Here is a 19,336-nt window from a genome sequence, read left to right on the forward strand (position 1 = left end):
TCCCGGGACCAGAGACAAGCCCGCCGGGTGTCCCGGCGGGGGCCGCGGCGGGGTTGTTACGTGGCCGGCATCAGGCACACCCTGCGGGCTTGCCTCCCGTTTGCCACGCGGTAGTGTGGCATCCAGTATGTTCACGCTGACCATCAACCAAACCGACAGCCGGCGCGACGGCGACCGTGTGCCGCAGCTCCTCAAGGACCTGCGGCACATTCCGGCGCGCCTGGATTTCGACCGTTCCGTGGAGGACGAGGTCCAGGGCATCCTGGACTGCCCGCGTCAGGCCGTCGAGGCGGCGCTGATCGCCCTGCGGACGGGGGCCTGGTACGTCGGAATCGGCGTCGGCCCGGTCAACGAACCGCTGCCGAACCAGATCAAGGACGCGTCCGGCCACGGGCTCGTCTACGCCCGCCGCGCCGTGGACCGGCTGAGAAACGGCAAGGAACGCATCCCGGTGGCGGTGGAAGGCCCGTTCGCTGATCTGGCCGCGGAAGCCGAGGCCGTGCTGCGGCTGCTGGGCCACATTGTGCACGACCGGAGCGCCGCCGAGTGGCGGGTGCTGGACCTGCTGACCCCCGGCGTGCGCGGGCAGCAGAAGGCGGTGGCCGAGGAACTCGGCATCACCACGCAGGCCGTCAGCAAGGCCGTGGCCCGGGCGCAGTGGAACGAGGAACACGCGGCCCGGCCCGCCGCCGCCCGGCTGCTGGGCCTGATCCTCGACGTCCGCTAGGGCCGGCGCGCCCGCACCGGCGTCCGCGCCGGTGTCTTAGAGGAGGATGCTGCGCAGCACGTGGGCGGCGCCGTCGTCGTAGACCGAGTGGGTGACCTCGTCGGCGGCGGCGATCACCTCCGCGGGCGCCTGGCCCATCGCCACGCCGCGGCGTGCCCAGGTGAGCATCTCGATGTCGTTGCGGCCGTCGCCGACGGCGACCGTGCGGTGCGCCTCGATGCTCAGCCGTCCGCGCAGGTGTTCCAGGGCGCTGGCCTTGGTGACGCCGGCGGCGGCAATGTCCAGCCACGCCGTCCAGCCGACGGAGTAGGTGACGCCGGCGAGGCCCACGTGGCGGATGGCCGCGTTGAATTCCTCTGGCGTGTTCTCCGAACTGAACACCACGACGCGCACGGCGGTGGCCTCCAGCATGGTCTGGAAGTCGACACCGATTGCCTCGACGCCGAAGCTGGCGTCCTGGAAGCGTTCGGTGGAGAGGAAGTTGCCGTTCTCGTCCTCGAGCGCGTACTTGGCCGAGGGCAGCCGCTTGCGCAGCGCCCGGAGCGCCGGCCCGGGGTCGAAGGTGGCTTTGTGCAGCACCTCGTAGCCGTCGGCCAGTCCGGAATCCACGCGCAGCGTGACGCCGCCGTTGGAGCAGACCGCGTAGCCGCTTTCAATGCCGATGTGCTCGATGATGGGCAGCGTGGCGTTGAGCGAGCGGCCCGTCGCGATCATCACCTCGTGCCCGGCGGCCACCACGGCCTGGGCGGCTTCCCGGACGGGGACGGACATGTGCCCGTCATGGTCGACGAGGGTTCCGTCGACGTCGAGGGCGATCATCATTTTTTCGTTTGCATCTCGCTGGTCATCGTTGCCAGCGACTGAGGCTTCAGTCAATGTAGTCATCCAATAAGTAGAGCAGACACCGCCGACAGCTGCTAGGACGCGCGCCACAGCGGCACGTGAAGCGTCGGTGAACAACTGCCGGCGGCGGGTGGGCTAGAGGACGGGGAAGACCGTCATGCCCCCGAGGTACTTTTGCAGCGCCGCCGGGACGTTGACCGAGCCGTCCGGGTTCTGGTGGTGTTCCAGGATGGCGACGATCCAGCGGGTCGTGGCGAGGGTCCCATTGAGGGTGGCAACCGCGCGGGTGCCCTTGGGGGCGCCCTCCTCGTTCAGCACGCGTTCACGGATGTTGAGCCGGCGCGCCTGGAAGGTGGTGCAGTTGGAGGTGGAGGTCAGCTCGCGGTAGGCGCCCTGGGTGGGGACCCAGGCTTCGCAGTCGAACTTGCGGGCCGCGGAGGTGCCAAGGTCGCCGGCGGCGGTGTCGATCACGCGGTAGGGCAGCTCGCACTTGGCCAGCATTTCCTCTTCCCAGGCCAGCAGGCGGGCATGCTCGGCAGCGGCCTCTTCAACCGTGGTGTAGATGAACATCTCCACCTTGTTGAACTGGTGGACCCGGATGATGCCGCGGGTGTCCTTCCCGTGCGAACCGGCCTCGCGGCGGTAGCAGGAGCTCTGCCCGGCGTAGCGGACCGGACCGCCGGAGAGGTCCAGGATCTCGTCGGCGTGGTAGCCGGCCAGGGCCACCTCCGAGGTCCCCACAAGATAGAGGTCGTCCTCCGCGAGGCGGTAGATCTCGGCGTCGTGCTTGACGTCGAAGCCGGTACCCTGCATGGTTTCGGGCCGCACCAGCGTCGGGGTGATCATGGGCACGAAGCCGGCGTCGATGGCCTGCTCCATGGCCATCTGAAGCAGTGCCATTTCCAGCCGGGCGCCCACACCGCGCAGGAAGTAGAAGCGTGAACCGGAGACCTTGGCCCCGCGCTCCATGTCGATCGCACCGATCAGTTCGCCGATTTCGAGGTGGTCTTTCGGCTCGAAGTCGGGGAATTTGCGGGGCGTCCCCACCGTCTTCACCACAACGTAGTCGTCCTCGCCGCCCGCCGGAACCCCGTCCTCGACCAGGTTGGGAATGCCGCGCAGCAGCTCCTCCTGGGCGGACTGGGCGACGTCGGCCTCGGCCGAGGCTTCCTTGACCGAGGCCGCAAGGACCTTCACCTCGGCGAGCAGGGCCTGCTTTTCCTCGCCCTTTGCCTGCGCCACCTTCTTGCCGAAGGCGTTTTGCTCGGCGCGCAGGTTTTCAAAACGGATCAGCGCCGCGCGCCGGGCCGAATCCGCGGCGATGATCGCGTCCACCACGGATTCATCGGCGCCACGGGCGCGCTGGCTGGCACGGAACTTGTCCGGATTTTCGCTGAGGTCTTTTACGTCGATCACCAGATAAGAGTATCGAATCCGGGGGCCGCCCTTCGGCAGTCCTGCCGCGGCGGACACGCGGGATAGTGTTGGAGCAACATGCGCGACTGGCTGCTCTACCTCGTCATCGCTGGAGCCCTGGTATTTGCCGTCTCCAGCTGGTGGGGTGTGCGCCGGTTGAAGGCCAAGCACACGCGCAGCGCCGTCTGGGAAGAAACGCACAACCCGGGCCTGGTCAGGCAAAAGGTCGCCGTCGTGATGAATCCGATCAAGTCCAGGTCCGCGGAGGCCCGGGTCCTGGTCGAGAGCGCCTGCCTGGCGGCCGGCTGGGAGGCCCCCCGCTTCTTCGAGACCACCGCCGAGGACCCCGGCTTTTCGCAGGCCCGTGCCGCCGTCGAGTACGGGGCCGACGTCGTCCTGGTGGGCGGCGGCGACGGCACCGTCCGCGTGGTGGCGGACGTCCTGGCGCACACGGATATCGCCATGGGCCTCTTGCCGCTGGGCACCGGGAACCTGCTGGCCCGCAACGTCCACCTGGACATCGGGGACCTGCACGGCTGCGTGGAGATTGCGCTGTTCGGACACCAGCGCTTCATCGACACCGCCCGCATGAGGGTGGAGAACGCCCGGACCGGGCAGTCCGCGGACCATGCGTTTTTGGTGATCGCCGGGATGGGCATGGACGCCGAGGTGGTGGGGGACACCAACGACGGGCTCAAGAAGGCGGTGGGCTGGCTCGCCTACACCGAGGCCGGTGTGCGGCACCTTCCCGGGCGCCGCAAGAGGGTCTCCATCGCCCTTGACGACCAGCCGGAGCAGTCCCGGAAGATCCGCAGCGTGCTGTTCGCGAACTGCGGGCTGATCCCCGGCGGAATCGATTTCATCCCGCAGGCCATGATCGACGACGGCATGCTGGACGTGGTGGTGATGAGCCCGCGCAGCGCGATCGGCTGGCTGGCGATGTACTGGAAGATTGTGCTGAAGCACAAAAGAAACTTGCCGGTGATGACGTATTACCGCTCCGGCAAGATAGTGATCAAGTGCGCCGAACCGATGCCCACACAGGTCGACGGCGATCCGTCCGGCGAGGCCACGACCGTCACCGTCCGGGTGGCCCCCCGCTCGCTGCTGGTCCGGGTTAGGGAGGACCCCGCCCGCGAGGAACTGCCCCATGGCGGCGGGGCGGCCGGCAAGTCCGGCAGCAGCCAGGCCCGGCACCTGCCATGACCCGGCCGGCTTGCGGGCTTCCTTCTTAGCTGGCTTCCTTTTTAGCGTCGGCTTCCTTCTTCGCGTCCGCGGCTGCCTTGGCGGCGCGTGCCTCCGACTGCTCGCGGATCATCGCCTGCTCCTCCTCGAAGCGCAGCCGGTCCGCACGGTCGGCGTCGTCGCCGTCCCAGTCCTGGTTTTCGGCCGTCGGTTTGGGATTGACAATCATTCCCTGGCCGTCATTTTCTGTGCTGGTGCCAGCCATGACCCGCTCCTTCCGGTAGAGGACTACCCCAATAGATCAGGCAAGCATACGCACAGTTTCCAAGGGGTGGAAGTGCCGCATGTGGCATTTGCCTACGCTGTGGGCGAAGCCTGGGGCTTATATTCCTGAACCACAGATGCCCCCGTGAGTATGTCTTCGACCCATGCATGGGCGGCCCGGAATGCCTGGTCGGAGGTGTGCGGCGCCACCTCGGCGCGCTGGCCGTCAGCCCGGCCGTAGGAGCCAAGGAAGCGTGTCGCCGGACTGATCCGGTGCAGTCCGGCCAGCGCGTCGGCCACCCGGGCGTCGCCCACATGGCCGTCCGCGTCGATGCTGAAGAAGTAGTGGCCGAGGTACTGGCCGGTGGGACGGGATTCGATCCGGCTCAGGTTCACGCCCCGGGTGGCGAACTGATCCAGGATTTCCATCAGCGCGCCTGGCCGGTCTTCCGGCAGCGGGACCACCACCGTGGTCTTGTCCGCGCCGGTCCGTTCCGGCAGCACTCCGGGGCGCCCCACCAGCACGAACCTGGTCACCGCGCCGGGGTTGTCGCCGATGTTTTCCGCGAGCACCGCCAGGCCGGGCTGCTCGGCCGCGACGATGGGCGCACAGATGGCGGCGTCGTAGTGCGGGTCATCCTCCAGCAGGCCCATTGCGGCCGCGGCGGTGGAGGATCCCGGGATGTATTCCGCATTCGGCATATTAGCGTCGACCCAGAGCCGGCACTGCGCCCAGGCGTGACCGTGGGTGGACACCCTGCGAATGTCCTCGATCCGCAGGCCGGGCCGGGCCACCAGCACGAAGCTGATCGGCACCAGGGCCTCGCGGAGGATCCGCAGTTCCTGGCCGGTGGCGATCGCGTCGAGGGTTGCCGTGACGCCGCCCTCCACGGAGTTCTCGATCGGCACCATCGCCGCGTCGGCCGAACCGTCGCGGACCTTGTCCAACGCGGTGTTGACGTTCGAGGAGGGGATGCGGATGGCCTCCGCGGCGCCTGGCACCTGCATCAACGCCGCCTCGGTGAACGTGCCTTCGGGGCCGAGGAAGGTATAGGTGACAGTTGACGCGGACATGGTTCTTCTTTCGTTTACAGGATGACGGGCTTGAGCCCGTTGTCGGACACGAGCGGCAGGCCGTTCTCGAGCCACTGGTCCATGCCGCCGGCCACGTTCAACGCTGAGTAGCCATGGCCGACGAGCCACTGCGCAGCGCGGAAGGAACGTCCGCCGGTGCGGCAGATGACATACAGGTCCTCGTCCGGATCCAGTTCGTCGAGCCGGGCCGGGAGCTGGTCGAGGGGAATGTGGACGGCGTGCTCGGCGTGGCCGGCCGACCATTCGTAGTCCTCGCGTACGTCCAGGATCCGCGCCGCTTCGGGAATGTCGGAAACGGTCACGGTGTCGATGTCGCTCATGGTCGTCCTCTCCGCTGAAATCAAGGTCTGCCTCCAGCGTATCGCCAGCGGTCGGGGCCGGGGCCAAACAGGTGGCAGGTTACGCTTCTGGAGAGCGCAAAGGAGACCATTGGCTGAGATCCACGAGTTGTCCGCCGTCGCGCTCCGCGACGCCCTGCGCTCCGGCGAGCTCTCCGCGCGCCAGGCCGCGGCGCACTTCCTGGACCGCATCGCGGCCGACAACCCGCACCTTGGCGCATTCATCACCGTCACCGCAGAGCAGGCCCTCCAGGACGCCGACGCGGCGGACCGCCGGCATGTACGCGCGGCGGACGACGAACGCAGGGCGGCCCTGCCGCTGCTGCACGGCATGCCGACCGCGTTCAAGGACCTGACCGACGTCGCCGGCGTGGTCACCACGCACGGCAACGCCGCCCTGGAGCACAAGCCCGCCGCCACCGACGGCGCCCTGGCCGCCACACTGAAGGGCGCCGGCGTCGTCTCGCTGGGCAAGACGCAGGTGCCGGAATTCGGGCTGACAGCCTACAGCGAGAACCGGATCGCCCCGCCCTCACGCAACCCGTACGCGCTGAGCCGCAGCTCCGGCGGCTCCTCCGGCGGCAGCGCGGCCGCCGTGGCCGCCGGCCTGCTTCCCTTCGCCCCGGGATCCGACGGCGGCGGGTCCATCCGCATCCCCGCCGCCGCCTGCGGCCTGGTGGGACTGAAACCGGGCCGCGGGCTGGTCCCGGCCGGGGAAAGCACCGGCGACCCCGCCGGGCTGGTGGTCGCCGGTCCGCTGGCCCGTTCCGCGGCGGACGCCGCCCTGATGCTCGACGCGCTGGTCCCGCCGCCACCAACCCGCCAATCACCCGGAGAACGGGCCGGAGAACCAGCCGGCCGCCGGCGCAGCTACCTGCAACTGGCCGGCCAGGAGCCACCCCCGCTGCGGATCGGCGTCAGCCTGGACAGTCCGTGGCAGGCCGTCTTCCCTTACACCCCGGACCGCGAAGCCCTCGATGCACTCCAGACCGGCATCAGGCTGCTGGAGGCGGCCGGGCACGAGACCGGCGAGGCCGCCATCCGCTATGACAACCGCTACCCCGGCGCGTTTACGACGGCGTGGACCGCCGGCGTCGGGAGCGCCCGCATCGCGCCGCAGCGCGAGGCCCTCCTGACCCCGCTGACCCGCACCTTCCGGCGGCGCGCCCAGCAGCGCAGCGCGGCGAAGCTGAACGAGGCCCTCGGGTTCCTGCGCCAGTTCCAGCGGGACACTGTTGCCCAGTTCTCGGCCTGGGACCTGGTGCTGAGCCCGACATTGGCTCAAACGCCCCGGCCGGTGGGCTGGTTCACCGGCGCCGCGCACGGCGACGGCTACTGGCCCGCCGAGTGGCCCGCCGACGCGGACGACGACTACCGCAGGCAGTGCGAGTTTGCCCCGTGGTCCTCGCTGGTCAACGTCTGCGGGCTTCCCGCAATCAGCATTCCGGTGCACTGGACCGGCGGGCCGCCCGGCGCCGGCCTGCCGATGGGAATCCAACTGGTCGGCCCGATGGGATCCGAGGCGCTGCTGCTGCAGGTGGCCGGGCAACTCGGCTTCTAAGCTGCCCCCCCGGCGGGGATTACCCCGGCCGCGGCCGCGTGGGGTTTACTGGTGCCAACGCGGTTAACGACACGAGAGGGATCGATGAAGATCACCGGTGCAGTACTGGAGGAAATCGGCCGCCCCCGGCCCTTCGCGGAGTCCAAACCGATCAGTATCGCGGAGCTGGAGCTCTCCGCCCCCGGACCGACGGAAATCCTCGTCCGGCTCGAGGCGGCCGGCATCTGCCACTCGGACCTCAGCGTCGTCGACGGCAACCGGGTGCGCCCGGTGCCGATGCTGCTCGGCCACGAAGCGGCCGGCCGCGTCGTCGAGGTCGGCGCCGACGTCACCGACCTGCAGCCCGGCCAGCGGGTGGTCATGTCCTTCCTGCCGCGCTGCGAGCAGTGCGCCAACTGCGCAGCGGACGGCCGGCTGCCCTGCACCGCCGGTTCCAAGAGCAACAACGAGGGCACCCTGCTGCACGGGTCCATGCATTTGAGCCGCTCCGGAGAACCGATCTTCCACCACCTCGGCGTTTCCGGTTTCGCCAGCCACGCCGTCGTGGACCGGGCCTCCGCGGTGCCGGTCGGCGACGACATCCCGGCTGACATCGCCGCCGTCCTGGGCTGCGCGGTGCTAACCGGAGGCGGCGCAGTGCTGAACGCCGCCAAACCCCGGCCCGAGGACAGCATCATGATCGTGGGACTTGGCGGCGTCGGCATGGCCGCGCTGATCACTGCCGTCTCCCAGGGCCTCTCCCGGATCGTCGCCGTCGACACCCTGGACGAGAAACTGGAGCACGCCCGCCGCCTCGGCGCGCACGAAACGTACACCCCGCAGCAACTGGCCGAACAAGGCATCAAAGCCAAATTCGTCGTCGAATGCGCCGGCAGCGCCCGGGCGTTCGAGACCGCTTTCGCGGCCACCGACGTCGGCGGCACCACGATCACGGCCGGGCTGCCCTCTCCCGACGCCCGCGCGCAACTCTCCCCGCTGACCATCACTGCGGAGGCCCGCACAATCATTGGCAGCTACCTCGGCTCGGCCGTGCCGGCCCGGGACATTCCCAAGTACGCGCAGCTGTGGCGGGACGGGAAGCTGCCGGTCGAGGAGCTCATTTCCTCCCGGATCGCGCTGGCGGACATCAACCAGGCCATGGACCAGCTCGCCGACGGCAAGGCCGTCCGCCAGGTCATCATGTTCGACGCCGGCTAGCCTGGCCGCGGGGTCCCCTTCGGCCGACTCTCCCGGCAAAGCGGGTCCGCGAAACACCCTCGAATTGACTTGCCCCGGAGCGCCGCGGATGTGACAATCGCGCGCCTCGGTGTCAGCATTAAGTAAATGAGCACAACTCATTTAGCCAATCCCCCCGCTACAACGCCGGGCGATACCTCGTTTTTTGGCCACCCGAAAATGCTGGCCAGCCTCTTCTCCGTAGAAATGTGGGAGCGCTTCTCCTTCTACGGAATGCAGGGGATCCTCCTCTACTACATGTACTTCACGGCCGCTGAAGGCGGCCTCGAAATCAACAAGGCCCTCGCCGCCAGCCTGGTCGGCGCCTACGGTGGCGGCGTATACCTCTCGACCATCCTGGGCGCCTGGCTCGCGGACCGGCTTTTCGGCTCCGAGCGTGTGCTCTTCGGTTCCGCGGTCATGATCATGGCCGGCCACATCGCCCTGGCCCTCATCCCCGGGATTCCGGGCCTGATCGCCGGCCTCGTGCTGGTGGGCGTGGGATCCGGCGGCTTGAAGGCCAACGCCACCGCCCTGGTCGGAAGCCTGTACCGCGAGAAGGACGAACGCCGCGACGCCGGCTTCTCCATCTTCTACATGGGCATCAACGCCGGCGCCCTGATCGGCCCGCTGGTCACCGGCTGGCTCCAGGAAAGCCAGGGCTTCCACTGGGGCTTCGGTGCCGCCGCCGTCGGCATGGCCGTCGGACTGGCCATCTACGCCCTGGGCCGCAACAAGCTGCCCGAAGAGGCCCACCGGGTGCCCAACGCGCTGCCCGCAGCCGAACGCACCAAGTACGGACTGATCTTCGCCGTGATCGCCGCGATCATCGCCGTGCTGCTGGCGACCGGCGTCGTCAACGCTGACAACCTCGCCATGTCCATGGCGTACGCGGCCATCGGCGCGTCGGTGCTCTACTTCGTCCTGATCTTCAGCAGCAAGAAGGTCAATGCCACCGAGCGCAGCCGGGTCGCGGCGTTCATCCCGCTGTACATCGCCTCCGCCGCGTTCTGGGCGCTCTTCCAGCAGCAGTTCACCTTCATCGCCGTGTACTCGGAGGAGAAGCTGGACCGGAACCTGTTCGGCTGGGAAATGCCGGCCGCCTGGGTCCAGTCCATCAACCCGGTGTTCATCATCATCTTCGCCGGTGTTATGGCTGCCCTGTGGACCCGCCTGGGACGCAAGCAGCCCGGCTCGGCCCTGAAGTTCTCGATCGGCCTCTTCGTGATGGGCCTGGCCTTCCTGGCGTTCATCCCGCTGGCCGGCGACGGCAAGACGCCGCTGCTGGCGTTGGTGGGGATCCTGCTGCTGTTCACGCTGGCGGAACTGTTCCTCTCCCCCATCGGCCTGTCCGTCACGACCAAGCTGGCGCCCAAGGCCTTCCACACGCAGATGGTTGCCTTGTTCTTCCTCTCGGTCTCGCTGGGCACCACGCTGGCCGGCATGCTCTCGGGGCTCTACAACCCCGACGACGAACTGCCGTACTTCATCGGCGTCGGCGGCACGGCGATGCTTCTGGCCGTCGGCCTGGCTGCGGCCTCGCCGGCCATCAAGAAGCTCATGGGCGGCGTACGCTGAGCTAAATGAGCATCCGATATCGCCCGCCGGTTGAGGCGCGCGTCTACGTCCCGGCCCCCGGCGAGGCGTCCGACGTCGAACTCATGCCGGCGGGCGATGTCACTGAAGGCGTGGTGCGGGTCGGCGGGACAATCCGCCGACCGCACCAGCCGCAGAGCCTCGCCGTCGCAGGCTACCTCGACTGGCTCGAAGATGCCGGATTCGACGGCTCCCCGCGGTTCCTGGGCCGGGACGAGGAGGGCAGGGACGTGCTGACCTTCCTGCCGGGACAGTGCGCCGGGCCGGTGCCCGAGGCCTGGGTCCAGTCCGAGGAGCTGCTGGCTTCTGTGGCCCGTTTGCTGCGCCGGCTGCACACCGCCTCTGCCGGTTTCATGCCGGCCACCCACCCGTTTCCGCCCCGCTACATCCCACCGGTCGCCGTCAGGCAGGACCCCGCGGAGCTCGTGTGCCACCTGGACGTCACGCCGCAGAATGTGGTGGTCCGGGACGGCCTGGCCGCCGGGCTGGTGGACTTCGACCTCGCCGGGCCCAGCACGGCGCTCAGGGATTCCTTCAACACTGCCATGCACTGGACGCCGCTCCGCGACCCGGCGGACGTGTGGCCCGGCTGGGAGGGAGTGGAACCGTTCCGGCGGCTCCGTATCTTCGCCGATGCCTACGGCTGGGACCAGGACGAACGACGCCGGGTGCCGGGGCTGGGCATCGAGGCCGCGTCGCTGAGCTATGAACGGATGGCACACAACGCTGCCACGCTCGGCGGCGGCTGGGCCCGGATGTGGGACGACGGCGTGGGCGGGCTGATCCTCCGCCGTCGCGGCTGGCTGGAGGCCAACGCTGAGCAGCTGGTGGCTGCTCTTACCGGGTGATGAAGTCCGCGTTTGCGAAGGCGACCCCCAGGATCACAACCACCAGCAGGGTGATGGCGATTGCGGCATAACCAAGGACCAGTCCCGCGATAGCCAGGCCCTTGCCGCCCGGCTCGCGGTGCAGCGCCAGGTGGCCGAGGACGACGGCGGCCAACTGCGGGAGCAGGAAGAAGCCGAAGCCGAGGAACGACGCGATGCCGCAGCACAGGCTCGCGATACTCAGGCCCCTAGGCGCGGGAGCCACGCCGTAGTAATACGGCTGGCCGTAAGCGTCCGCGTACGGCCCGGCCGGCTGGCCGTAGGCGTCGTAACTGCCGGCCGGCTGGCCGAGGTGCGGGGCTGCCGTCGGCATCGGCGGAACATGGCCGTCGCCACCGTATGGCGGACGATACGGCGGCGGCTGGTAGCCTCGGTGCGCCTCGTCATACCCGGACGTGGGCTGCTCGGTCATGGAAATCCCCTCTGACGTGTGTACGTCAAGATTAGCGCCGCGCCGTTTCCCCCGGCCGGACGCGCGGCGTCACAGCGGTCCGATTCGGGCGAAACCATGTCGCGGCACCCCCTCGTCTGGCATGCTGGAGCCATGGCTAGCCGCGCGGGCACAGTTGCCCAACCCCAAGACCTTGTTGACCTCACTGCGCTTCTGGACGCGTACTACGACGTTTCGCCGGATCTCGGCGACCCCGGGCAGCGGGTCGCCTTCGGCACCTCCGGGCACCGGGGCTCAAGCCTCAAGGCGTCGTTTAACGAACCGCATATCCTCGCGATCACCCAGGCGATCGTGGAATACCGGGCGGGCCAGGGCATCACCGGGCCGCTGTACCTCGCCAAGGACACCCATGCCCTGAGCGAGCCGGCGCAGAACTCCGCGCTTGAGGTGCTTGCCGCGAACGGCGTGCACGTGCTGATCGACGCCCGCCACGGCTACACGCCCACCCCGGCGTTGAGCCACGCCATCCTGACCCACAACAACAACTCCGCCGCAGGCGCGCCGCAGGCCGACGGCATCGTGGTGACGCCGAGCCACAACCCGCCCGGCGACGGCGGCTTCAAGTACAACCCGCCGCACGGCGGCCCGGCGGACACTGACGCCACAGGCTGGATCGCCAACCGCGCCAACGAACTGCTGGAGAACGGACTGCGCGGGGTCAAGCGGGTTCCGATCGCGGACGCCATGGCTGCCGGCACCACCGGCAAGTTCGACTTCCTGTCCAGCTACGTCGATGACCTGCCCTCGGTGCTGGACCTGAACGCGATCCGCGAGGCGGGCGTCCGGATCGGCGCCGACCCCATGGGCGGTGCGTCCGTGGACTACTGGGGCGAAATCGGCGAACGCCACCACCTGAACCTCACCGTGGTGAACCCGACGGTGGACCCGCAGTGGGCCTTCATGACGCTGGACTGGGATGAAAAGATCCGGATGGACTGCTCCTCGCCGTCGGCGATGGCCTCCCTGATCAACCGCATGGCTGTTGGTGCGGACGGGTCCGCACCCTTCGACATCGCCACCGGCAACGACGCCGACGCCGACCGGCACGGCATTGTCACGCCGGACGGCGGGCTGATGAACCCGAACCACTACCTCGCCGTCGCGATCGACTACCTGTACCGGCACCGCAACGGGTGGAACCCGCAGTCCGTGATCGGCAAGACCTTGGTGTCCTCCTCGATCATCGACCGGGTGGCCGAAAGCCTCGGCCGGAAGCTCGTCGAGGTGCCGGTGGGCTTTAAGTGGTTCGTCCCCGGACTGCTGTCCGGCGAGGGTGCCTTCGGCGGGGAGGAATCCGCCGGTGCGTCGTTCAACAAAATGGACGGCAGCGTCTGGACCACGGACAAGGACGGCATCCTGCTGGCGCTGCTGGCGTCCGAGATCACGGCGGTGACGGGCAAGTCGCCGTCGCAGCTGTACAAGGGCCTGACCGACAAGTTCGGCGACCCCGTCTACGCCCGGATCGACGCCGCCGCAACGCGCGAGCAGAAGGCCGCCCTGGGCAAGCTGTCGCCGTCGGACGTCACCGCGACGGAACTGGCCGGCGAAACCATCACCGCCAAACTGACCGAGGCGCCCGGCAACGGCGCGGCCATCGGCGGATTGAAAGTGGTCACCGAGAACGCCTGGTTCGCGGCCCGGCCGTCGGGCACCGAGGACGTCTACAAGATCTACGCCGAGTCCTTCAAGGGCGCGGAGCACCTGAAGCAGGTGCAGGCCGAAGCCAAGGCCCTGGTGGACGGGGTTATTTCCTAGCCGCAGCCGTGGGCCGAGGCTCAGGCCGTCTGCTCCTCGCGGAGGCTGGCGGCCAGTACCGACCGGTCCCGGCCGAGCGTTTTGGCGCGGTAAAGAGCGGCATCGGCCGACGCGATCAGGGCCTGCAGATCCACCCGGCCGGGGCCCGTCGAGGCAATCCCATAGCTCACGGTAGGAAGCCGCGCCTCAACGTTCGGCTGTGCCTCCTGCAACCGGCGGCTGATCGTGGCCGCCATCTCGCCGGCACGTTCCGGGCTGACGCCCGGGAGGAGCAGGACGAACTCTTCGCCGCCATAGCGTCCCACGAGGTCGGTTGAACGGACCGAGGCCGTGCACGCTGCGGCGAAGGTTTGCAACGCGACGTCCCCGGCCGCATGGCCGTACTGGTCGTTGACAGCCTTGAAGTGGTCCAGGTCTGCCAGAACCAGCGAGGCCGTGGTGCGGGCGTTGCCCAGGCGGCGCAGTTCGTTCTCTGCCAGATCCACAAAGGCGGTGCGGTTCAGTAGCCCGGTGAGCCCGTCAACCGTGGCCCGCGCCCGAAGGTCACGGGTCAGTTGTTCGTTGCTCAACTCGGCCATGGTGAAGGATGCGAGCACAAGGATCATCGTGGTGAGAAGGGTCGTCACCACGGAGCCGAAGTAGGTGACGAACACCGGCCCATGGGGGCCGTCAATGACAAAAACGGTCAGGCGTCCAAGATAGAAGAGGGCCAGGAGCGCTGAGCCGTAGGCGAGGGGGCGGTGCACCCTGGAGTAGTCGACGTCGAGCAGGAAGAGTTCGCGGCACGATAGCCCCAGCATCAGCGCCATCATGCCCAGCATGACCGGGCCGCCGGACCAGTCGTTCGTGGCCGGGTGGTCAAACACCGAAACGACGCCCGTCACAAAAGGCCCCGCCGTCAAGGACCACAACCTCGGAATGCTCGTCCGCAGCGACCGGGCCCCTGCCCACATGGCTCCGGCGCCGCCGACCAGCAAGGTATTTCCCAGCGGGTTTGCCCACACTTGGTGGACCGTGCCGTCCCACAGATAGGACGCGGATCCGGTCAGGAAGAGCAACAGCGCCGAACACCACCAGCCGCTGAACGGGGAACGGGTCCGCCTGAAAGTGATGAAGTAGAACAGGCACAGCAGCGTCAGGGTTACTACAGCCAAGGCAACACGCAGGGTAGAGGTGTCAAGCATCATCCTGTGGTTCCCCCAGCACGCACCTAGTGACCCAAGTATTATTCGGAGTCAAACTCTCAATTTGACCTCAGTATTGCACCTCGGACCATAAATGAAGAGGTTCATTCACAATGTGGCCTCCCAGAGCCTGAGCACCCGCCGCGTGGCATGGCCGCCGTCGGGAGCCATGTCCACCAAGGCGATCCGGTCCAGCGCCATTTGCTCGCCCGCGCGGGGGGCTTTTTCACCCCGGTGGGAAACGTGCGGACGGAAGGCAGCCATCGTGTAGCCGGGGGTTGCGACCCGGCCATGAAGAGCCTCGACCGCTGCCACGAGGGCTTCGTGGAGGGTCTGGAGCGGGGCGCTGGGTTCGATCAGGCTGACCTGGACGGAGCCGCCGCGGCCAAAGCCCGCTTCCCCGCCCACGGTCACGGTGCTGCCCAGCGCGGCCCTGGCCGGAGCGTCCATTAGCCCGGCCACCTGGGTGGCCAGGGTGTCGCCGGAGAGGACGGCGTCAGCCCCGCCGTCGTCGGCTGGCAGTTGCTCGACGACGTCGAACTTCACCAGTGTGATGTGCAGCGGCCAGGCGTCGCGCGGGAATTCCATCCCCTCGGTAACGGGTTCCAGGAAGGCGACCACAATCAGATTCCGCATGGGCCCAGTCTGCCACTGGTCGCCGACGCCCGCCCCTGCCTGTGGCTGCCTCGGTCGCTGCCTCGGTCGCTTAGACCGTGCGGACCACGTCTTCGTAGGCGAACTTCGGCTTCGGGGCGCCCCAGGCGTCCTCGGCGGCCTGGCCGATGTTGACCACCATGAAGCTCTTCTGGCTACCGTCCGGGAAGAAGGCGGTGTCGATCTTGCTGAAGTCGGCACCGGTCATCGGCCCGGCAGCGAGTCCCAGCGACCGGACGGCGAGGATGAAGTAGCCGGCCTGCAGGTGGGCGTTGTTGTTGCCGGTGGCCGCGGCGAGGTCCGGGGCGGCGTCGTACATTGCCTTGGGGGCGTTGTAGCCGGGGAGGAAGTTGTCCCACTGCTCGTGCCACGCGGTGTCGACACTGAGGACCGCGACCAGCGGTGCGGAAGCCGTCTTGGCCCGGTTGCCGGCGGACAGGGCGTCCACCAGCGTGACGCGGGCCTCGTCCGAACGGACATAGGTGACACGAAGGGGCTGCGAGTTGAACGCGGTGGGACCAAACTTCGTCAGCTCGTAGATGGCGCGGGCCTGCTCGTCCGTGACTTCACCGGTGAAGGAGTTGGCCGTGCGCGCCTGGGCAAAGATGGCGTCCACTGCTGCGGCGTCGATTACTGCTTCTTCATGGGCGATAGTCATCGCGTACCTTTCGCTGGGCTTCCACCCCGTCCGGGGCACTCTTGCTGTCCCTCGGTTCAACCGATGCCCGGGCCGGCTGCTTCCCGGGGCGCGGGGTGACGTCGCCCACAACGGGCTGATCGTGCCGTCATGCGTCCTTCGCCAGCTGCACCATGCGAATGCTGTCGCGGCGGTACATTGCGGCGTGGTCGTTGAGTTCCGGCCGTCCGGTTGCGGCCGCCCGGCCCTCGGAATAGTCGGCGAGTTCAACAAGCCTGGCGCCGAGTGTTTTCAGCACGTCCCGGCGCGGGAACGGTAAGCCGTAGGCTGCAATCAGTTCGTCCAGGCGGCCCATTCTCTCCGGCCCCTCCGGCGCAGCGACGCCACCGCCCTCAATGAACGGCACCAACTGGTAGGCCAGATAGGCGAAATCCCAGATCCTCGGCCCGGGCGACGCCGCGTCAAAATCAAAGATTCCGGCGAACCGCTGGTCTTGGAACACCATGTTGTACGGGGCAAAGTCGTTGTGGCACACCACCTCGACCGGTTCGTGGGTTGGCAATTGCCAACTGAGCGTCTCGTGCGCCAAACCGACGCTGGAATCGTGGATCTGCCGAAGCAGGCTGGCCGCGTCACGCAGGATCGAGGGATGCCAAATCCACTCCGGAAGCGGATACTGCACCACGTCCCCCGGCAGGAAGGACAGAATTTCGCGGCCTTGTTCGTCGAGGCCGGCTGCTGCCGGAACGCGCGTGATTCCACTGGCGCGGAGCGCATCGAGCAAGGCGTGAACGGCCGGCGTCCAGGGCCCGGAGTTTCGGCGGACGGTGTCCCCCACGCGCACCACGATGCTGGAATTACCACCGGCAAGGACCTCTTCGTTCACCATCCAACCAATCTAGGGGATGGGGTGAGCGCCGGTTGGCGGTTCGGTGCCCGCCCCTTCGGTGAGGGGGACGGCGGCCGGCGCCCCGGGCGCATAGGCGCCCGGCGTCGTCGTGGTGCTAGGAGGACGAGAGCTCGCGGTGGTCGTTGGCCTGTTCGATGAGATCGGTGTCCGCGGGAACGTCGTTCAGGCGCCGGTTGGCGGGTCCGGAGGGAGACCCTGGACGCCCGCCCCCTCAGAAGATCTAGTGAGTTGGGCTGTAATGTCATCAGTCCAGTCGTCGATGGAAGTCCAATCCCGCAAGTCTCCGAAGTGGCCGCCGGTGAGCCGGAACAGGACCCGGAGCGGCCCTGGCATCTGGGCCGCCTCGTAGACACCCGAGAAGACTTTGTGGCCGCGAAGCTCAACGTCCTGGAACTGGGATTGTTCCAGGCGCTGCTGTTGTAGTGCCGCACCGCGCTTTCGAAAAAGTCTCGGCAAGGCGTCGGACATCCCCACGCTGAAGGCCCAGACAGGTCGTTTGGCCAGCTCGTGCGCATTGTGTGTGAAGAACACCAAAGCCGGATCCAGCCACGCCTGATTGTGGATGGCGCTGCCGACGACGAATGCGTCGTAGCCGGAGACAGACTTAACTTCCTCCACGGACCGGCACTCGACCTCGCCCAGCGCAACAGCCATGCGGTCGGCTACGTGTTGGGCGATTTCCCTAGTGGACCCCAGTGCACTTGCGTAGGCAACGAGAACCCTCATGGTTGAACCTCCTACCGTCCTCGCTCAAGTCTGTTGGAAGCTGGGGCCGGTTGGAACCTGCCATAGGTCCCGGCACAGGCCAGGCCGGCGACGACCAGTGGCAGTATGTAGGTGGAAGTCCGCTGTACTTTTAGGGGAAGGCTCGGCGAATGACGTTTGCGGAACTGTCCGTCCGTCCGGGCGCGGAGGAAGATGCAGGCCAAGTTCGGCGGTTGTCGATCGCTTTCACACCCGCCGCCCGGGATGTGCCGCAGCAGGACTTCGACAGCCGTTACGCGAACGTACTCTCAGACGGGGCCTGGTGCGTTGCTGTGGCCCAGTCGGGCAGCCGGCTCCTCGGCTACGGACTGGCCCAGGACTTCGGGCCGGGTTTGCGCACCACCTTCACTACGGGCCGGGTCCATGACCTCTACGTCGATCCGGAGGCACGTCGGCTCGGCGCGGGGAAGGCGTTGATGGACTTCATCTTCGATTGGGCCAGATTACGGCCGCAGCCGATGATTCTCGACTGGCAGGCGAGCCCCTCTGCCGTGGGCTTCTACGAAGCGCTGGGGTTCCCGGCCGATCGTGTGGGCGACTATCCGGACTATCCGGGTTTCACTCTTGACCTGCGCGAATAGCGGCGGCGGATAGGAGTAGTTGGAGCGCGCAGCTGGGCGGCACCGGCTGCTCCTAATAATGTCTGAGGTCTCTGATGAACTAAGTTCATGGGAATCAGTGCAGCTCTCATTGCTCGTCCGGCCGGCTGGCCGGGTGATGATGTCCGTTTTTTGTCCCTGGCCGGTCCCGCGCACGCCCGGTCCGAGGCAGGCGCCGGCTGTTCCGGTGCGGGCAATAATGTCGTAGGTCCACGGCAGGATTGATTCATGGGAACCAGTGCAGCCCTCATCGCTCGTCCGGCCGGCCGGCCGGGTGATGATGTCCGCCGGGGCCCGTCGCTGCGTAGCGTTCTGGGACAGTTACGGGAGTTGACCGCGACGGCGGTCGGGGATGCGGCGCTTTTCGGGTTCGGGGAGGCCGTGGAGTTCGCTGCCGGGGTTGAGGAGGCTGCCCGGGCCTTGGAGTACCTGCAGGTTGTTGCTGCCGGGGCGGTGGACCGGACCCGCAAGGAGGCCGCCGCCGAGAACGCCCCGGTCCTCGATGACGGTTACCGCAAGACCGGGGAGTTCCTGCGGGACCGGCTCCAGATCACCGCCGTCGAGGCCCACCGCCGGCTGGCCCTGGCCGGGGACGTGTTGCCGCGGACCGGGATCACCGGCCAGCCGCTCCCGCCCCTGCGCGAGGAACTCGCCGACGCCGTGGCCGCCGGTACCGTCCCGTCCCGGTCCGCGACCATCATCACCCTCGCCCTGGCCCGGGTCCGGCCACTGTGCGATGCGGAAACGGCCGCCCGGATGGAACACGCCCTGACCCGCACCGCAGTGGAGCACGACCCGGATTTCCTGGCCCGGGTCGCGAGGCGCTGGACGGACGCGATCGACCAGGACGGCGCCGAACCCTCCGAGGAGGTCCTGCGCCAGTTACAGGGCGCGTTCCTCCGCAAACCCCGCCACGGCCTGCAACACCTGGAAATCTTCGCCACCACCGAACAGTTCGAACACCTGCTGACCGTGATGAACACCGCCACCAACCCCCGCACCGGCACCCAAGCTCCCGGTAATGCGGCAACCGGGAGCGCGGGCAGCGAACCCGGCGCAGAAGCGGGCAGCGAACCCGGCAGCGCGGCCGGCGGCGTGGCAGGCGCCGAAGAAACACTGCTCGACCGGCGGTCGAGGCCGCAGAAATCCCTCGACGGCCTGGTCGGCGCCTGCAAAGTGGCCCTGGCTTCCGGCGCACTGCCCGCCACCGGAGGGCTCCGGCCCCAGGTCATGGTCACCATCGATTACCGCGAC

20 protein-coding genes are annotated in these 19,336 nt (G+C 68.0%); 9 read left to right on the top strand and 11 right to left on the bottom strand.

Features of this window, described 5'->3' with window-relative positions; all coding sequences use genetic code 11:
- The first annotated feature begins 127 nt into the window (after nt 1-127).
- Complete coding sequence (locus AC1DBL_RS10300) at nt 128-727, top strand: hypothetical protein (RefSeq protein WP_441418153.1); 600 nt, start codon at nt 128-130, stop codon at nt 725-727.
- A gap of 36 nt (nt 728-763) precedes the next feature.
- Here AC1DBL_RS10300 and AC1DBL_RS10305 read toward each other — a convergent pair whose 3' ends face one another.
- The gene (locus tag AC1DBL_RS10305; RefSeq protein ID WP_441418154.1) at nt 764-1,612 is read right to left on the bottom strand and encodes an HAD family hydrolase; all 849 of its coding nucleotides are present in this window, start codon (nt 1,610-1,612) and stop codon (nt 764-766) included.
- Between the two features lie 93 nt (nt 1,613-1,705).
- The gene (serS, locus tag AC1DBL_RS10310; RefSeq protein ID WP_476926043.1) at nt 1,706-2,986 is read right to left on the bottom strand and encodes a serine--tRNA ligase; all 1,281 of its coding nucleotides are present in this window, start codon (nt 2,984-2,986) and stop codon (nt 1,706-1,708) included.
- Between the two features lie 78 nt (nt 2,987-3,064).
- Between serS and AC1DBL_RS10315 the strand changes: the two genes are divergently transcribed.
- Nucleotides 3,065-4,192 carry a diacylglycerol/lipid kinase family protein gene (locus AC1DBL_RS10315; protein ID WP_476926044.1) on the top strand — a complete coding sequence of 376 codons (1,128 nt, stop codon included), beginning with the start codon at nt 3,065-3,067 and terminating at the stop codon, nt 4,190-4,192.
- A 25-nt stretch (nt 4,193-4,217) separates the two neighbouring features.
- Here the strand turns inward: AC1DBL_RS10315 and AC1DBL_RS10320 are convergent, their stop codons facing one another.
- The 3 genes from AC1DBL_RS10320 to AC1DBL_RS10330 all read right to left on the bottom strand — a co-directional run bounded on the left by AC1DBL_RS10320 (nt 4,218) and on the right by AC1DBL_RS10330 (nt 5,850).
- Nucleotides 4,218-4,436, bottom strand: a complete 219-nt coding sequence (locus tag AC1DBL_RS10320; RefSeq protein WP_175323934.1) for a hypothetical protein — start codon at nt 4,434-4,436, stop codon at nt 4,218-4,220.
- Nucleotides 4,437-4,528: 92 nt separating this feature from the next.
- A complete protein-coding gene (pheA, locus tag AC1DBL_RS10325) occupies nt 4,529-5,509 on the bottom strand; it encodes a prephenate dehydratase (protein ID WP_476926045.1) in 981 nt (326 codons plus the stop codon).
- Between the two features lie 14 nt (nt 5,510-5,523).
- Nucleotides 5,524-5,850: a rhodanese-like domain-containing protein gene (locus AC1DBL_RS10330; protein ID WP_175323936.1), complete on the bottom strand. Its 327-nt coding sequence runs from the start codon at nt 5,848-5,850 to the stop codon at nt 5,524-5,526.
- Between the two features lie 109 nt (nt 5,851-5,959).
- Here AC1DBL_RS10330 and AC1DBL_RS10335 point away from each other — a divergent pair, with 109 nt between their 5' ends.
- The 4 genes from AC1DBL_RS10335 to AC1DBL_RS10350 all read left to right on the top strand — a co-directional run bounded on the left by AC1DBL_RS10335 (nt 5,960) and on the right by AC1DBL_RS10350 (nt 11,088).
- The gene (locus AC1DBL_RS10335; protein ID WP_476926046.1) at nt 5,960-7,429 is read left to right on the top strand and encodes an amidase; all 1,470 of its coding nucleotides are present in this window, start codon (nt 5,960-5,962) and stop codon (nt 7,427-7,429) included.
- A gap of 84 nt (nt 7,430-7,513) precedes the next feature.
- Nucleotides 7,514-8,626, top strand: coding sequence for an alcohol dehydrogenase catalytic domain-containing protein (locus AC1DBL_RS10340; protein ID WP_441418159.1), 1,113 nt, complete (start codon nt 7,514-7,516; stop codon nt 8,624-8,626).
- 126 nt (nt 8,627-8,752) lie between these two features.
- Nucleotides 8,753-10,222 carry a peptide MFS transporter gene (locus AC1DBL_RS10345; RefSeq protein ID WP_476908863.1) on the top strand — a complete coding sequence of 490 codons (1,470 nt, stop codon included), beginning with the start codon at nt 8,753-8,755 and terminating at the stop codon, nt 10,220-10,222.
- 5 nt (nt 10,223-10,227) lie between these two features.
- The gene (locus AC1DBL_RS10350) at nt 10,228-11,088 is read left to right on the top strand and encodes a phosphotransferase (protein WP_476926047.1); all 861 of its coding nucleotides are present in this window, start codon (nt 10,228-10,230) and stop codon (nt 11,086-11,088) included.
- Here AC1DBL_RS10350 and AC1DBL_RS10355 read toward each other — a convergent pair.
- The gene (locus AC1DBL_RS10355; RefSeq protein ID WP_476926048.1) at nt 11,078-11,539 is read right to left on the bottom strand and encodes a DUF4190 domain-containing protein; all 462 of its coding nucleotides are present in this window, start codon (nt 11,537-11,539) and stop codon (nt 11,078-11,080) included. The genes AC1DBL_RS10350 and AC1DBL_RS10355 overlap by 11 nt on opposite strands.
- Nucleotides 11,540-11,671: 132 nt before the next feature.
- Between AC1DBL_RS10355 and pgm the strand changes: the two genes are divergently transcribed.
- Nucleotides 11,672-13,333 carry a phosphoglucomutase (alpha-D-glucose-1,6-bisphosphate-dependent) gene (gene pgm / locus AC1DBL_RS10360; RefSeq protein ID WP_441418163.1) on the top strand — a complete coding sequence of 554 codons (1,662 nt, stop codon included), beginning with the start codon at nt 11,672-11,674 and terminating at the stop codon, nt 13,331-13,333.
- 20 nt (nt 13,334-13,353) lie between these two features.
- Here the strand turns inward: pgm and AC1DBL_RS10365 are convergent, their stop codons facing one another.
- From AC1DBL_RS10365 to AC1DBL_RS10385, 5 genes are all read right to left on the bottom strand, one after another.
- Nucleotides 13,354-14,487, bottom strand: coding sequence for a GGDEF domain-containing protein (locus AC1DBL_RS10365; protein WP_476893019.1), 1,134 nt, complete (start codon nt 14,485-14,487; stop codon nt 13,354-13,356).
- Between the two features lie 138 nt (nt 14,488-14,625).
- Nucleotides 14,626-15,153, bottom strand: coding sequence for a 2'-5' RNA ligase family protein (locus tag AC1DBL_RS10370; RefSeq protein WP_441418165.1), 528 nt, complete (start codon nt 15,151-15,153; stop codon nt 14,626-14,628).
- Between the two features lie 70 nt (nt 15,154-15,223).
- Entirely contained in the window at nt 15,224-15,829 is a 606-nt protein-coding gene (locus AC1DBL_RS10375) for a malonic semialdehyde reductase (RefSeq protein WP_476908858.1), read from the bottom strand.
- A 127-nt stretch (nt 15,830-15,956) separates the two neighbouring features.
- Nucleotides 15,957-16,697: a phosphotransferase gene (locus AC1DBL_RS10380; protein WP_476926049.1), complete on the bottom strand. Its 741-nt coding sequence runs from the start codon at nt 16,695-16,697 to the stop codon at nt 15,957-15,959.
- 183 nt (nt 16,698-16,880) lie between these two features.
- Nucleotides 16,881-17,444, bottom strand: a complete 564-nt coding sequence (locus tag AC1DBL_RS10385) for a flavodoxin domain-containing protein (protein ID WP_476926050.1) — start codon at nt 17,442-17,444, stop codon at nt 16,881-16,883.
- 149 nt (nt 17,445-17,593) lie between these two features.
- Between AC1DBL_RS10385 and AC1DBL_RS10390 the strand changes: the two genes are divergently transcribed.
- The gene (locus AC1DBL_RS10390) at nt 17,594-18,064 is read left to right on the top strand and encodes an N-acetyltransferase family protein (RefSeq protein WP_476926051.1); all 471 of its coding nucleotides are present in this window, start codon (nt 17,594-17,596) and stop codon (nt 18,062-18,064) included.
- A gap of 246 nt (nt 18,065-18,310) precedes the next feature.
- Nucleotides 18,311-19,336 (top strand): DUF222 domain-containing protein (locus AC1DBL_RS10395; protein WP_441418170.1); only part of this gene is annotated, 1,026 nt, incomplete at its 3' end.

This window comes from Arthrobacter sp. 10T44 (assembly GCF_056393885.1).

Bases quoted from the DNA above. Each gene is read 5' to 3' on its own strand.
- AC1DBL_RS10300 (WP_441418153.1), top strand. From the start codon at position 128: ATGTTCACGCTGACCATCAACCAAACCGACAGCCGGCGCGACGGCGAC.
- AC1DBL_RS10305 (WP_441418154.1), bottom strand. From the start codon at position 1,612: ATGACTACATTGACTGAAGCCTCAGTCGCTGGCAACGATGACCAGCGA.
- AC1DBL_RS10315 (WP_476926044.1), top strand. From the start codon at position 3,065: ATGCGCGACTGGCTGCTCTACCTCGTCATCGCTGGAGCCCTGGTATTT.
- AC1DBL_RS10320 (WP_175323934.1), bottom strand. From the start codon at position 4,436: ATGGCTGGCACCAGCACAGAAAATGACGGCCAGGGAATGATTGTCAAT.
- pheA (WP_476926045.1), bottom strand. From the start codon at position 5,509: ATGTCCGCGTCAACTGTCACCTATACCTTCCTCGGCCCCGAAGGCACG.
- AC1DBL_RS10330 (WP_175323936.1), bottom strand. From the start codon at position 5,850: ATGAGCGACATCGACACCGTGACCGTTTCCGACATTCCCGAAGCGGCG.
- AC1DBL_RS10340 (WP_441418159.1), top strand. From the start codon at position 7,514: ATGAAGATCACCGGTGCAGTACTGGAGGAAATCGGCCGCCCCCGGCCC.
- AC1DBL_RS10345 (WP_476908863.1), top strand. From the start codon at position 8,753: ATGAGCACAACTCATTTAGCCAATCCCCCCGCTACAACGCCGGGCGAT.
- AC1DBL_RS10350 (WP_476926047.1), top strand. From the start codon at position 10,228: ATGAGCATCCGATATCGCCCGCCGGTTGAGGCGCGCGTCTACGTCCCG.
- AC1DBL_RS10355 (WP_476926048.1), bottom strand. From the start codon at position 11,539: ATGACCGAGCAGCCCACGTCCGGGTATGACGAGGCGCACCGAGGCTAC.
- pgm (WP_441418163.1), top strand. From the start codon at position 11,672: ATGGCTAGCCGCGCGGGCACAGTTGCCCAACCCCAAGACCTTGTTGAC.
- AC1DBL_RS10370 (WP_441418165.1), bottom strand. From the start codon at position 15,153: ATGCGGAATCTGATTGTGGTCGCCTTCCTGGAACCCGTTACCGAGGGG.
- AC1DBL_RS10375 (WP_476908858.1), bottom strand. From the start codon at position 15,829: ATGACTATCGCCCATGAAGAAGCAGTAATCGACGCCGCAGCAGTGGAC.
- AC1DBL_RS10380 (WP_476926049.1), bottom strand. From the start codon at position 16,697: ATGGTGAACGAAGAGGTCCTTGCCGGTGGTAATTCCAGCATCGTGGTG.
- AC1DBL_RS10385 (WP_476926050.1), bottom strand. From the start codon at position 17,444: ATGAGGGTTCTCGTTGCCTACGCAAGTGCACTGGGGTCCACTAGGGAA.
- AC1DBL_RS10390 (WP_476926051.1), top strand. From the start codon at position 17,594: ATGACGTTTGCGGAACTGTCCGTCCGTCCGGGCGCGGAGGAAGATGCA.